Genomic DNA, 13,817 nt, shown 5'->3' with positions numbered 1-13,817 from the left:
GTGATGACGTTCTACGTTTCAGAAACAGCCTGCTGCGTCAGCATGACGCGGCACGATTTTCCGGCAATCAGATTAATGAAGTCATGGCCTGGATTGAGGAGAGAAAAGGATGAAAATTCAGTGTAAACGCGTCTACGACCCGGCAGAAAAAAGCGACGGCTACCGTGTACTGGTTGACAGGCTGTGGCCGCGAGGGGTCAAAAAAACCGATCTGGCCTTTGACGAGTGGGATAAAACGCTGACGCCTTCATCTGAATTACGCAAGGCCTTTCACTCTGAAGTGATTGATTTCAAAAATTTTACTGAGCAATACCGGAGTGAACTCGACCAACAGAAGCAGGAAGGTAAACGGCTGGCGGATATTGCCCGCCAGCAGACGCTGACCCTGCTATATGCGGCAAAGAACACAGAGCAGAATCACGCACTTGTCCTGGCCGACTGGCTACGCGGATTGTGATTCGCACACAAAATCCGCCAAAACACGGCGCACGCGCAAAGCGATGCGCCAGGTATCACTTACCGCTGGCAGGATGATCTCTGCGCCAGAGATCCCACTCTTCAATCACTTCACCGCCGGGTAGTTTACATTCCGTGCGTACCCCTTGCGGGCTTTGAACGGGCACTCGCGTACCGCCCTTCTGTTCGCAATAGACGGCAGCCGGGTTTGCCATACCTATCTGCGGAGGTTTCGGCGCCTCGGGCTGGGATGACGACGAACAGGCGGAGAGCGCCAACGCGCACGGCAGCGCGACAAACATGAATCTCATATGAACTCCCGTTAACATTACACCCCGACAGGTTAACCCGCCTGCCGTTGTATCTCCATGTTTTCTTGCGATGCGTATCAGAATGAAAAGCGTGACGTTAAAACATCTTTTGTCACGCACGACGCCCTGCTATCCTTGCTCGTCTTCCTATAACGAGAACGGGTGATAGCATGAAATTAGGCATTATTTTTCCTGTCGTGATTTTCATTACGGCGGTGACTTTTTTGGCATGGTTTTTCATCGGCGGCTACGCCACGCCGGGGGCGTAACGATGAAGAAAACGACGCTCATCATGATTGGCATTGCGATTATCGCGGTGGCAGGAACCAAACTGGGCTGGTGGTAACGGGCTTATCAAAATAATAAAGGCCACCAACGGTAGCCTTTTCGTCTTACGAACTACTTCGCTTAACTTTTGATTTTTCTGTAGATAAACAGAACGACAATCGCGCCGATAACCGCTACGGCAAAGCTGCCAAAGTTGAAGCCGTCAACTTTGCCAAACCCGAAGAACGTGCTGATCCATCCCCCTACCACGGCACCGACGATCCCCAGGATGATCGTCATGAAGAACCCGCCGCCATCCTTACCAGGCATAATCCACTTCGCCAGAATACCTGCAATAAGCCCAAAGATAATCCATGAAATAATGCCCATTTTTTCCTCACTTATGTTTGTACGTTAGCGGTTTACTCGCCGTTAAAAAGAATAGCACATCATCAGAGAATTGAAATTTGTGATAAATGTCACTTTTATTATTTTTTCTTTACTCCCATAAAAGTTGGGGTTGCAAGTTTAGATGATAAAGATTATCTTTCTCATTACTGAATAGTTGAGCAAATCACTCAGGTATTCAGTACGACATTGCTCACATTGCTTCCAGTATTTTTGCCCGCCTCACTGAGTGCGGGCTTTTTTTTGACGTTTACTCGTCATTTATGACGAATCCGCTGTCATTTTCTTCATCTTTTCGCAGACAAGCCCCGCCGCGCCTGAGTTTCTGTTTCTGGCACGGTTTGTGCTTTAACAGCCCGTCGCTACGACAAACCGAAGCCAGCGCCATGCCGCGCGTCGGCTTCGACTACAATTCGCGCTATTTCAGCTTTTAACAGGTCTGTTATTGATGAAAAAAATCACCAGTGTGTGCCCGTACTGTGGGGCCGGGTGCAAGCTCAAGCTTGTTGTTGAAAATAACAAAATTATCCGTGCCGAAGGCGCAGAGGGTGTAACCAACCAGAACCAGTTATGCCTGAAAGGCTACTATGGCTGGGACTTCCTTAACGACACGCGGCTTCTGACGCCACGTCTGACCCGCCCGATGATCCGCTATCAAAAAGGCGGAAAATTTACCCCCGTCAGTTGGGATGAAGCGATCCGCTATACCGCACAACGCTTATCCGCCATTAAAGAAACCTTTGGGCCCCGCGCCATTATGACGACAGGCTCTTCCCGTGGGACAGGGAATGAAACCAACTACGTCATGCAGAAATTCGCCCGCGCCGTACTCAATACCAACAATGTCGATTGCTGCGCCCGCGTATGCCACGGCCCTTCCGTCGCCGGGTTGCAGGAGACGCTGGGTAATGGGGCGATGAGTAACTCCATCAGCGATATAGAGAACTCCAAATGCCTGCTGATTTTCGGCTATAACTGCGCAGACTCTCACCCTATTGTCGCGCGCAGAGTCATTAAGGCCAGGCAGAACGGCGCCAAAATTATTGTGTGCGATCCCCGGCGCATTGAGACCGCCCGTATTGCCGATCAGCACCTGCAACTGAACAACGGCTGCAATATGGCGCTGGTTAACGCCTTTGGCTACGTTCTGCTTGATGAACACCTTTACGACACGGAGTACGTACAAAAGCACACGGAAGGACTGGAGGCCTACCGGGAGACCGTAAAAGATTACGCCCCGGAATCCGTCGAACATTTAACCGGCGTCCCTGCCCAGCAGGTGCGTCAGGCGATGCGAACGTTCGCCGCCGCCCCTTCCGCTACGGTCATGTGGGGAATGGGCGTGACCCAGTTTGGTCAGGCTGTCGACGTCGTGCGCGGTTTGTCGAGCCTGGCGCTGCTGACGGGCAATCTGGGGCGTCCTGACGTCGGCGTCGGCCCGGTACGCGGTCAGAACAACGTCCAGGGAGCGTGCGATATGGGCGTTCTGCCTAACCAGTTCCCCGGCTACCAGGACGTGACGGATGCAGCCGCCAGAGAGAAATTCGCGCAAGCCTGGGGAATCGATGCCAGCCTGATGGATGACAAAGTCGGCACGCGTATTACCGAGGTGCCGCACCTGGCGATGGAAGGCAAAATTAAAGCCTACTACATCATGGGGGAAGATCCGCTGCAAACCGAGGCCGACCTGGGGCTGGTGCGGGCCGGTTTCGAGGCGCTGGACTTTATCGTGGTGCAGGATATTTTCATGACCAAAACGGCAGAAATGGCGGATGTTCTCCTGCCCGCGACCTCATGGGGCGAACACGGCGGCGTCTTCACCTGTGCCGACCGTGGCTTCCAGCGGTTTGAAAAAGCCATCGACCCCACCGGAGATGTGAAGCGCGACTGGGAGATTATCAGTCTGCTGGCGACCGAAATGGGCTACCCGATGCATTATGAAAGTAACCAGCACATCTGGGATGAGATGCGCGAACTGTGTCCGCTTTTCTACGGCGTCACCTGGGAGAAAATGGGCGATATGGGGCATGTGCAGTGGCCGTGCCCGGATCTTGATCACCCCGGTACGCCGTATCTTTACGCACATAGTCAGTTTGATACGCCCAGCGGCAAAGGCAAGTTATTCGCCGCGCCGTGGCGGGCTCCGGCGGAAGTTCCTGATGATGCGTTCCCGATGGTGCTCTGTACCGTTCGCGAAGTGGGACACTATTCCTGCCGCTCAATGACCGGCAACTGCGCTGCGCTACAGGCGCTGGCAGATGAACCTGGCAACGTGCAAATCAACACGAACGACGCGGAAAAACTGGGGATTCGTCATCGCGAACTGGTGTGGGTGAGTTCACGTCGCGGTAAAGTCATCAGCCGGGCCGATGTTTCAGATCGCATTAACCAGGGGACGGTCTATATGACCTATCAATGGTGGATAGGCGCCTGTAACGAACTGACTCAGGATAATCTTGATCCGATTTCGAAAACGCCTGAAACCAAATATTGCGCCGTGAAGGTCGAAGTCATTACCGATCAGCGCTGGGCGGAAAACCATGCTGCCCAATCGTACAGCGACATGAAGTCGCGTTTATGCGAGGCAATTGCATAAGCCGCGCTGTGCCTGTTAGCCCGGGGTCGGGAAAAAGAACCCGGGCGTTTTCATCAGCGAACCTCAATATTCCGCATGCTGTGGTTCCGCCGTCTGCAACGCAATATATTCATCTTGTTTATCGCGTTTCATAAATGTCAGCGTAACCAAAAAAAGCCCGATCATGAACGGCAATTCGTACAGTTCTTCAATCAAATCGGTGTATTGCTTACTGTGCAGGAACAGCGGCGCCAGTAACCGATGATGCTCCACCGTATCGGAAATTAAAAACGCACAGGCAGTAACAGTTAGCAACCACAGCGGCAGGGATTCTTCACGCAGCCGACGCGCAATTTCCTGGCGCAAAGTCTTTGAGATCAATACCGGAAGCACAAGCGCGGCGATCAGGACGACGGAGATCCCCCGGAAGATCATTTTGGGATGATCAGGAAAGTAGTCGCGCCCCCAGCTGGTGCTTCGCCCTAACAACACCAGCCACCACACCACCGCCCAAAGCCAAAACTGCTTTGCGCCGTCAGGGCGAGACAACGGCCTGATATACCAGGCGGTAAATAGCGCACCAAACAGTAGCCATAGCGCCTGCCCATTTTCAATCCATAACACCACGACGCCATTTAGCAGAGGTACGTGCCAGTTCGCAGTGAAAGGAATAACCAACGCAACAAGCGCAAGGACGAGAGACGACGAGGTTAATCGAGTATCAAATTTCATGGTGGTCATTTTCTGTTCAGTGTTTGATGCTCAATCATATATTTTATGAATGCCAGAGCATTAACAAACAATGCGATGTTCTTAAGGTTTCCTTAATATTTCTTTTCAATTAATTTCAGTTGTCAGGTACATGCTGATATCAGGCGAAAAAAAACCGCCCAGCGTCGTGATAGCGCTGTGCGGTTTAGCGTAACGGTTAAAAAATCGCGGTCGCAGGCTTCCCGAACGGGATCACCAGCCGCAAACGTCGTGCTCGTTTTCGGTGTCGTATGAGCGCACGGTGTTCACCAGATCTTTCACCACTTCTGCCGCAACGTCCGGGACCAGCAGTGTCATCGGCGCTTCAGTTTCATAATCAACTGAAACACCGTTGCTGTTATTGGTTACGGTAACGGTATAGGTCGCTTTGCCCATGATTTACTCCTTCCCGGTATGAATGACTTTTCGTTGGCTGGCGCTTTCCATCAGCACTTCCGGTGCAACAAAAAAGTCGATGTTAAAGTAGGTATCGTCGCTCATCACTTCGATGTTGTGCCATTTTTCCGGGGGAAAAACGCCGAACTGACCGGCTTCAATGATCATCACTTTTTCCGGTTCCGGGCTGTGTTCATCTGCGTATCCGAGATATTTGACCGCCCCCTGCATAACCGACAGGCGAGGATAAACCCCTGGTCGGGTTCCTTTATCAAGGTGGCGTTCGAAAATTCCGGCTGGCGCGGTGTCTTTATTCCAGAACGGAGTGGAGCGTGTATGGATATGATTTTGTGGAATTTGAAGCATTTTATTCCCTCTTCCAGTAACAACCAGCGATCTTACTGAATCGCTGCTGTAAAAAGGGTACGCCTCATAAGATGTGTTTTAAATACCATTTATTGGTTATTTTTTTCCGTCGCGCGTGGCGGTGAGCATCATCTTTAAGCAAAAAGTAAAAACGGAAGGCCCACAGAATGCGCGGGCCTGATGGCGTTATGACTGAAGCGTCGCCAGACGTGCGGCAAAACCAACGAAAATCAAACCGATAAGGGAATTCCCCACCTTCGCCAGTTTCTTTTTCGTGCGAATGTACTGCGTTACAAAAGCGCCCGAAATAATCAGGAAGCTCAGATAGAAAAAGCTCACCACTTCAAGCGTTGTCGCCAGGATAAAAAATGACAGCCCCGCGTGCGGCGCATTGACGTCAATAAACTGGACGAAAAACGAAACGTAAAAAAGGATGGCTTTGGGATTGGTCAGGCTCAGTATTAAGGCACGTTTAAAGATTGCGCCAAACGGAACCTCATCATGCGCCACTTCGCTCCCTTTCGATTTAAGCGTGGCGTAAAGGATCTTCGCACCAAGATACAGCAGATAAAAAGCGCCGAGATAACGAACGATATTAAACAGCACCGGCGTTGTTTTTATTAATGTTGCGACGCCCGCATACGCCAGAAACATCAGCACCGCATCGCCAATGAACACGCCGCTGGCGGCGAGATATCCGCCTTTCATCCCTCGCCCGACGCTGTTTTTCAGCACAAATATCGTATTAGGCCCCGGCACCAGCACGATAAAAATGGCCCCAACCAGATACGTCCAGTAGTTCAGAACTCCATACTCTGCGAACACGTTAACCTCTTCCTGAAAAAAACAGATACGCTTTACTGCGAAACAATATGCTAACGAATGAACTGAATGATGGGAAGGGAAATCATAGCGTTGCGTTATATCATGATATTTACCGGCAAAGGCGCCCTACTTATGACAGATATCGCTCTTTTGGGACGCCGTCACAACACGATGGCGGGTCCTGCCGGGCCCGCCATAATAACAACATCTTAGTGGTGCAACATCTCGTCGACGACCTCTTCGGCCTTCAGCTGGTACGGATAATAGGTTGGCCAGTTATCCATTTCTTCAAGCAATGCCTGCTGGGAAGTGTTCCCCATAAAGATATGGAAATGGCTCGACTTACGCGGCGCGATAATATGATCGCTGAACTGCACATATTTAGGCGCGTTGCTCTTCGCATCTTTACACTCAAACAGATAGCGAACGCCTTTTTTACCGGATGCGTAGGTCAGGATTTTGTGTCCGGCATAATCGTATTGGCAGGACTCAACCTGATTACCGGTGTGAAATTCCATGACACCATTCTCAATGCCGATAGTATCCACATTGGTGGCGTAGCCTTTACGGTAATAGGCCTTAATCTCCTCGGCCGTTTTGCTGTTATCTTTCTCCGCTTTCTTTTTAAATACCGGATCAAGCTCCCCGCTTACCAGATACGGATAAACAGACTGCCACATACCGTCCCAGTCCGTTAGCGCCCTGTCCTTCACGTTTTTATCGTCAAAAACGCCTTCTGCCGCCTTTTGCTCCATCTCCGTTAACGGTGCGCCATGTGAATGGTGCCCATGCGCAAGCGCGTGTCCGCTAACCAGAAGCATTCCCAGAGCTACTGCTAATTTTTCAAAATGAATCGCCAAAATATCACCCTCAATCAGTGCGTAAAGATGGAATGTTATAATATAACATAACCATTAATTCAACTCTGAATGAGAAGCATAAAAAACGGGAGCACACAGGCTCCCGCTTATTCCGACAAACTAACAGTCCCCGGCGTTACAGAGTGACAATCTCTGGCTCATCAAATACCGTGAGCGTCGGGGCTTCGCCGGTAAATTTCTCTGCGTATACCAGGGTCGTATTCCCCGCGCAGCCGTTCGCCAGCCTTGACGTCGGGATGTCCGCCGTCAGCACGTTGGCGCCGCCGTTTTTACAGATGCCATTCTCGATATCAGGCCAGGCGCCTTCATGGATACAGATGATCCCCGGTTTGATCCCATCGCTGACGTGCGCCCCGACCAGAACCTGACCACGACCATTCCATACGCGTACCAGGTCGCCTTCGGCAATGCCTCTTGCCTTCGCATCATCTGGATGAATCGTCACCGGCTCGCGATCGGCAATGGCATACTCTTTTCGCAACGACGCATAGTTCAACTGACTGTGCAGACGGTGCGCCGGATGGGCGGTCAGCAACTGTAACTGATCCTTATCCGCGGACCCTTTCCACTCATCCGGTTCAATCCATGAAGCATGAGGCGGACAGTCTTTGTAGTGATAACCTTCAATGGTTTTTGAGTAGATCTCGATCTTACCGCTTGGCGTACCGAGCGCATTCATGACCGGATCATGGCGGAAATCGGCATAACGCACATACTTGTTGTTCTTTTCGTTCTCGCGCATTTCAATCAGCTTATTCTGCTGCCAGAACGCATTGAACTGAGGCATTGCCACACGTTGAGCGCGAGCCGCCTTTTGCGCGGCGTCGTAGAATTGCTTAAGCCACGCCATCTCATCTTTACCTTCGGTATAGACCGCTTTGCCGCCGGGTTTGAGCATCTCAGCTAAATCAGCAAAGACGTCAAAGTCATTACGGGCCTCAAACTGCGGCGCAATCACCTGCTTCATGGGCACCAGATGCTGGTTGCTGTAGTCTCCGGTCATCGTGAGATCGTTACGTTCAAACGATGTGGTGATCGGGAGAACAATATCGGCATGTTTCGCCGCCGCCGTCCAGTAACACTCGGAAATCACCACCAGCTCGGGCTTCTGCCACGCTTTGATTAAGCGGTTGGTATCCTGATGATGGGTAAAGTTCGCGCCGCCTGCCCACCAGATCATTTTGATATCCGGGAAGGTCTGCTCTTTACCATTATGCTGATATTTTCCTCCCGGGTTTTCCAGCGCCTCCACAATTCGCGCCACAGGCAGATTCACCACCGCATCCGATACCGCCCAGTCGTTCCCTGCCGACGATCCCCCCTCAATTTGCGCCGATATCGCAGGCAGTACACCACCGGTACGCGTCGGGTTCCCGCCGTTGGAATAGTGATAGGAGAAACCGAAACCGCCGCCTTCCGTCCCAATTTGCCCCAGCATCGCGGCCAGCGTCACCAGCATCCAGTGTTTTTGCTCACCGTATTGCTGACGTTGAATCCCCCAGCCCGCCATCAGCATGGTTTGGTTGCTGGCAAAAATTTCCGCCAGTTTCTCAATCTGTTCTGCGGGTACGCCACAGACACCGGATGCCCATTCAGCGGTTTTCTCAACGTTGTCGCTCTTGCCGAGCAGATACTCTTCAAACTGCGGATAACCGGTGGTGTATTTTTCCAGGAACGCTTTATCGTGACGCTCTTTTTTCACCAGCGTATGCGCAATCCCCAGCATCATCGCCACGTCAGTTCCCATATGCGGGGCGATCCACGTTGCATTGTCGCCAAAAAACTCAATGGTTTCTGAGCGCATTGGGTCGATCGCGATAACAGTTTTTCCCGATTTCTTCAGCAGATTAAAATACTCAAGCCCCTGCTCATCCGTACTGCTCCAGGCTATTTTTAACGTGTTGAGCGGGTTCATCCCCCACAGCACCACCACCTGGCTGTGCTCAAGCACCATCGGCCATGTCGTCTGTTGTTCGTATACCTCAACCGATCCCACAACATATGGCATGATAACCTGCGCCGCCCCGGTGGAATAATCCCCGGTATGGCCTGCATATCCCCCGGCCATACTCATATAGCGTTGCAGCAACGTTTGCGCTTTATGCAAGACGCCGCTGGAGCGCCAGCCATAGGAACCCGCAAAAATGGAGGACGGGCCATAGCTGCTACGAATACGGCTATGCTGCTCATGAATGAGTTTCAGCGCCTGTTCCCAGCTCACCCGCACAAAGGGATCACTTCCCCGTTTACCGTCCGCTTTACCTGGATTTTCCAGATAGCTTTTACGCACCATTGGGTATTTTACTCGGGCGTTGGTATGTACCTGATCCGGCGCGGTTTGCTGCAATGAGTTCGGTATGGTTTTAGGTAATGCGCCTTTTGAAGAGACAACTTTGCCGTCTTTGACCTCCACATATACGGCCCCCCAACGTGCGGCCGTCAGGATGGCGCCGCCATTTTGGTTTTCGGCCCAGGCAGGCATTGGGATCACCGAAGAAATCGCCATAGTCCCGGTTGCCGCTCCAGCCGTCTTGATAAAGTCACGTCTTGTGAGTTTCATGATTTCTCCTGGTATTATCACTATTCATGCATGTCTTTCGCGTTGTACTGGAAGTAACGGCTCAGGATATCCAGTTCGTTTTCACTGATGTTGGTACGAGCCCCCATCCCTTTCGCCACAGAGGGCCAGGCATTGAGGGTAAAATGCTTCGCAGGAATCGGCGCATGGCAGCCTGCGCAGTACACATTGTCGAGTTTGCGCGCGTAGTCCCACATCGGTTCGCGGCTGGCGAGCGCAGAGCCGCTCCACTCGCCCTGTAGCGCCACATCCCGCCACGCGTTACCGTAATCATCTTTTTTCCAGTCAGAGAGAATGTGGAGTGATTGCTGCCCTTTCTCACTCAGACTGGCAAGGATCAACCGCTGGCCTGCCGCGTAGTAAATAACCTGCTCGCTCCCCTGCATCTGGCTCCCGCGGATCTCCACCAGCCGTGACGTTTCCGTCGATTTCAGGACATGCATTTGCGTGGCCGGATAGACCGTTGCCAGATCGCCAAGTGCGGTATTGCTTACGGCATAGAGCGTTTTTGCAGATGCGGGGGTAGATGCAGACTGGGCCTCAAGCGCTTTGAGGGCGCTGTCGTCCATTGTTATTTCGGGTGGGAAGTGGGCGACGCCTTTGTGGCAATCAATACAGGTTTGTTTTTCCTGAATGCCCATTTGGTGCATTTTGCGGGCATCAGCGCTTTGCGCGTCAAGATCCATCGCATCCATGCTATGACAGCTACGACAGGTTGCGGAGTCGCTGGCTTTCAACTGCGCCCAAACGGTTTGCGCCATCTCCAGACGATGCTCTTCAAACTTCTCTGGCGTGTCGATTTTTTTGGTGATGAACTGATGATAGACATCTTTCGAGGCAAGGAGCTTGGCTACCAGGTAATCCACCCCGCCTTCCGGGATATGGCAATCCGCGCATTCCGCACGAATCCCCTTCTGATTCTGGAAGTGAACCGAGCCCGTATACTCCTCATAAGGCGCCTGCATCGTATGGCAAGACAGACAAAATTCAGTGCTCGATGTTTTATGTAACGTCCATTGCCCCGCTAAAACAATTACTGCGCCAAGAACGATGCAAAGCAGCATCGTCCATAAAATGGTTTTATTTATTTTTCTCATTCTTCATTCTCGTCAGACAACTACCCTTTTAGAGGTAGACAATAATTAGACCGAGCAGGTTAATTATTGATATCCATCAAGCGTGGATGTGAATAAGAATTAGCATGCAAGTAAATTTGAAGGGGATCGCAGATTACACAACAACGGAATATATGAGTATAAAATCGTTAAAACACAGAAAGTTACACTGTATTATATAGATATTTAAACCATTATTAAATTAAATATCAGGAGAAAGTTTCAAATAATTAAGATGGCGATTCAAGAGAGAGAAAATATCCCGTCGTTATATAAATAAATATACAATGAAATAAAGTAAAACGGAACCCATTACTGCTTCATAACGATATTCACGGTAAAAATCATTCTCCTGACAGCCATCATGTCGGTAACACCTTCTGGTGGACGTTTTGTGTCTACATTCTTACGACTTGCGGACTCGTTCACATAACTTTGATCTGATTACTTCTTATACAACCGATAAGTCCAGTACACTTAAGGTGGAGATAAAACAAACAGGAGGTGGTGAATATGTATCGTTCTATTCTGGTGCCGATTGATATCTCAGAAGCCAGCTTGACCCGTCAGATCATCCCGCAGGTTGAGGCGCATGCTAAAACCGCAAAGGTGCATTTTTTGGCCGTAATACCTTCTGTCCCGTTCTATGCCTCACTGGGTCTGGCCTACTCCAGCGAGTTCCCGGACAGAAGCGGTCTTCAGTCAAAGGCCGCCGTCAAACTGGAGGAAATTGTTAAACAATTCAATATCCCCGAGGGCAGGAGCCAGTCCCATATTGTCTACGGCCCGCCCAAAGATCAGATCCTCAAACTGGCGGATGCGGTAGAAGCCGACCTGATTATCATTGCGTCGCATCAACCGGGTTTCAGTACCTATCTGCTGGGTTCAACTGCTGCGGCCGTTGTTCGCCATGCAAACTGCCCTGTTCTGGTTGTACGCTAATACCGCTCGCTAACCCTGGCGAAAACGGGAGCCAACAGGCTCCCGTTCTTGTATCACACCTGTTTTCTGATGAATGACTCCCGATAAAAACAGCCTTATAAAACGAATGGTTGAATCATTAAATGATAATGGTTATCATTCTCTTGCTGTAAATACCTTAGCGCCTAATACAGGTATTGAAAGCACGACATTGCTCACATTGCTTCCAGTATGATTTTGCCCGCACTCTGTTGCGGGCTTTTTTTGCCAGAGTATTCATGCTCTCAGGGAAAAGGGCATGTGAGTCGTTAAACATTAAAAGGATATTTATGAACATAAAGAGAGTTGCCGGCACGATTTCAATCGTATTGTTGACGGCTTGTGTCGACTCAGAAGTACAACCCGCGCCCTCTTCCGCCAGCCCAATTTGTCAGGGATTCGGCTGTGTAAAAACTCCCGGGAAACTTCCCAGCCGCGCCGCCACCCATAAACCGACAAAAGAAGAAAGAAACCGTGTGATCCGGGGCGAGAAACCCGATTTTGGCTCCGAAGAGTGGAGTGTCGGAGGTACGCTGCCTGGCTGGTAATTGCAGGTGCAGAGTCGTCACTCTCACAACACGCCATTCTACTGGCATAAAAAAACGGGAACTGACAGGTTCCCGTTCTTGTTTATCCTCAGGTGCATATTTACAGATACCCGGCGATATAACCGGAGATCATACGCACAAGATAAGGCCACCCGGCCATGACAAGCAGCATCAGCAGCGCGATAAGCAGCCCCGTTAATACTGACCGAATGCGTTCATGTTCCGTGCCCATTTTCACCTCCCCTGACCGCAGAAAATGAATGACTAAATTCCCAATAGCACGAACACATGACAGGTTTATGACGGCATTGTTGACCAGTAACCGCCCGGAGGCGGTTTGAAACCAGGAAGCGAGCTATTCGCCGTTACTCTCAATCGCATTTTCCTTCTTCCCATACAGAGCCGGCTTGCCTGCTGGTCGGGTCTTAAAGCGACGGTGTAGCCACATATATTGTTCAGGAGCCAGGCTGATTGCGCGTTCAATCGCCCGGTTCATTCTGGTCGCAACGGTTTCCTTGCCCTCGTCATACAGTTCATGGCCGATATCCGGGAGGATGATCAGCTCGTACCCTCTTCCATCCGCTCGGCGTCGGGGAACAAAAGGTACAACAGCCGGTCGCGCGCTTCTGACGAGCATGTAACTGCCTGCGGTAGTCGCCGCATCGGGAACATCAAAAAAAGGAACAAACACGCTGTTACGAGCGCCATAGTCATGATCAGGTGCATACCAGACAATCTCACCTTGTTTGAGCACTCGTATCATGCCTTTTAAATCATAGCGATCGAGCATGGTTTTATTTGAGCGAAGACGTCCCCGCGTCTGCAACCAGTCATACAGCGCGTTATTGTTCGGCCTGTATACGCCAATGCCCGGATTGAGCATCCCAAATATGCGCGCCCCAAGTTCAAGAGTAAGAAAGTGCATACCGATGAGAAGCACGCCTTTATTTTCAGCTCGCGCACTTTCCATATGTTCATAACCCGTAACCGTAAACCATTTGCGTAAACGCCTGTCTGACCAGAACCAGGCGATGCCGGTTTCAAGTACCCCCATGCCTACCGACTCAAAATTTTTAATCAGTAATTTCTCACGCTCCTTCGCAGGTAACGCCTTAAAGCAAAGTTCCAGGTTGCGACGGGCTATTGTTACCCTGCGAGGCAATGCGCGCATGGCCACTCTCCCCAGACAAGCGCCAAGCCTGAGCAGAATGGGATAAGGCAGCAAAACAGCACATCGTAAGAAGAAAATACCCAGCCATAGCAGCCAGTAGCGAGGATGAAAAAAAGCGAATGAAAATGTTGGGAGTCTCGTCATTGAGTAAAATACGTTCCGGTTTACTGATAACTGCGGTGTTAGCTATCTGCCTATTACAAAGAGGGG

Annotated in this window: 15 protein-coding genes; 4 read left to right on the top strand and 11 right to left on the bottom strand. The window is 50.9% G+C overall.

Features of this window, described 5'->3' with window-relative positions; genetic code table 11:
• Nucleotides 1-109 precede the first annotated feature (109 nt).
• A complete protein-coding gene (locus OGV67_RS12720; protein WP_012132682.1) occupies nt 110-457 on the top strand; it encodes a DUF488 domain-containing protein in 348 nt (115 codons plus the stop codon).
• Between the two features lie 55 nt (nt 458-512).
• Here OGV67_RS12720 and OGV67_RS12715 read toward each other — a convergent pair whose 3' ends face one another.
• Entirely contained in the window at nt 513-767 is a 255-nt protein-coding gene (locus OGV67_RS12715; protein ID WP_024130397.1) for a putative hemolysin, read from the bottom strand.
• A 170-nt stretch (nt 768-937) separates the two neighbouring features.
• Between OGV67_RS12715 and OGV67_RS12710 the strand changes: the two genes are divergently transcribed.
• The gene (locus OGV67_RS12710) at nt 938-1,036 is read left to right on the top strand and encodes a YoaK family small membrane protein (RefSeq protein ID WP_024130398.1); all 99 of its coding nucleotides are present in this window, start codon (nt 938-940) and stop codon (nt 1,034-1,036) included.
• Between the two features lie 139 nt (nt 1,037-1,175).
• Here the strand turns inward: OGV67_RS12710 and OGV67_RS12705 are convergent, their stop codons facing one another.
• Nucleotides 1,176-1,424, bottom strand: a complete 249-nt coding sequence (locus OGV67_RS12705; RefSeq protein WP_012132684.1) for a GlsB/YeaQ/YmgE family stress response membrane protein — start codon at nt 1,422-1,424, stop codon at nt 1,176-1,178.
• A 466-nt stretch (nt 1,425-1,890) separates the two neighbouring features.
• On the opposite strand from OGV67_RS12705, the gene fdhF reads away from it, so the two are divergent.
• Entirely contained in the window at nt 1,891-4,038 is a 2,148-nt protein-coding gene (fdhF, locus tag OGV67_RS12700; RefSeq protein WP_110494329.1) for a formate dehydrogenase subunit alpha, read from the top strand.
• 63 nt (nt 4,039-4,101) lie between these two features.
• On the opposite strand, the gene OGV67_RS12695 is transcribed toward fdhF, so the two are convergent.
• The 7 genes from OGV67_RS12695 to OGV67_RS12665 all read right to left on the bottom strand — a co-directional run bounded on the left by OGV67_RS12695 (nt 4,102) and on the right by OGV67_RS12665 (nt 10,910).
• Nucleotides 4,102-4,749 (bottom strand): hypothetical protein, encoded by a 648-nt coding sequence (locus OGV67_RS12695; RefSeq protein WP_115614856.1) that lies wholly within the window; start codon nt 4,747-4,749, stop codon nt 4,102-4,104.
• 231 nt (nt 4,750-4,980) lie between these two features.
• Nucleotides 4,981-5,163 (bottom strand): DUF1869 domain-containing protein, encoded by a 183-nt coding sequence (locus OGV67_RS12690; protein ID WP_012132688.1) that lies wholly within the window; start codon nt 5,161-5,163, stop codon nt 4,981-4,983.
• Between the two features lie 3 nt (nt 5,164-5,166).
• Nucleotides 5,167-5,529 carry a DUF1971 domain-containing protein YeaR gene (gene yeaR, locus OGV67_RS12685; protein WP_024130400.1) on the bottom strand — a complete coding sequence of 121 codons (363 nt, stop codon included), beginning with the start codon at nt 5,527-5,529 and terminating at the stop codon, nt 5,167-5,169.
• 186 nt (nt 5,530-5,715) lie between these two features.
• Entirely contained in the window at nt 5,716-6,354 is a 639-nt protein-coding gene (leuE, locus tag OGV67_RS12680; protein ID WP_012132690.1) for a leucine efflux protein LeuE, read from the bottom strand.
• A 209-nt stretch (nt 6,355-6,563) separates the two neighbouring features.
• Nucleotides 6,564-7,214, bottom strand: a complete 651-nt coding sequence (gene zinT, locus OGV67_RS12675) for a metal-binding protein ZinT (RefSeq protein ID WP_024130401.1) — start codon at nt 7,212-7,214, stop codon at nt 6,564-6,566.
• A 136-nt stretch (nt 7,215-7,350) separates the two neighbouring features.
• A complete protein-coding gene (locus tag OGV67_RS12670; RefSeq protein WP_071258212.1) occupies nt 7,351-9,795 on the bottom strand; it encodes a trimethylamine-N-oxide reductase 2 in 2,445 nt (814 codons plus the stop codon).
• Between the two features lie 20 nt (nt 9,796-9,815).
• Entirely contained in the window at nt 9,816-10,910 is a 1,095-nt protein-coding gene (locus OGV67_RS12665; protein ID WP_047457454.1) for a NapC/NirT family cytochrome c, read from the bottom strand.
• Between the two features lie 531 nt (nt 10,911-11,441).
• Here OGV67_RS12665 and uspF point away from each other — a divergent pair.
• Nucleotides 11,442-11,870, top strand: a complete 429-nt coding sequence (gene uspF / locus OGV67_RS12660) for a universal stress protein UspF (RefSeq protein ID WP_112002359.1) — start codon at nt 11,442-11,444, stop codon at nt 11,868-11,870.
• A gap of 666 nt (nt 11,871-12,536) precedes the next feature.
• Here the strand turns inward: uspF and OGV67_RS12655 are convergent.
• The gene (locus tag OGV67_RS12655) at nt 12,537-12,668 is read right to left on the bottom strand and encodes a hypothetical protein (RefSeq protein ID WP_012132696.1); all 132 of its coding nucleotides are present in this window, start codon (nt 12,666-12,668) and stop codon (nt 12,537-12,539) included.
• 123 nt (nt 12,669-12,791) lie between these two features.
• Nucleotides 12,792-13,751 (bottom strand): Kdo(2)-lipid IV(A) acyltransferase, encoded by a 960-nt coding sequence (locus OGV67_RS12650; protein WP_024130404.1) that lies wholly within the window; start codon nt 13,749-13,751, stop codon nt 12,792-12,794.
• Nucleotides 13,752-13,817 lie beyond the last annotated feature (66 nt).

Source organism: Citrobacter sp. CK188, from assembly GCF_030333525.1.
In the GTDB taxonomy this organism is placed as follows: Bacteria; Pseudomonadota; Gammaproteobacteria; order Enterobacterales; family Enterobacteriaceae; genus Citrobacter_B; species Citrobacter_B koseri.
Note: the sequence above shows the minus strand (reverse complement) of the source record. Positions and strands in the feature narration are given on the sequence as shown.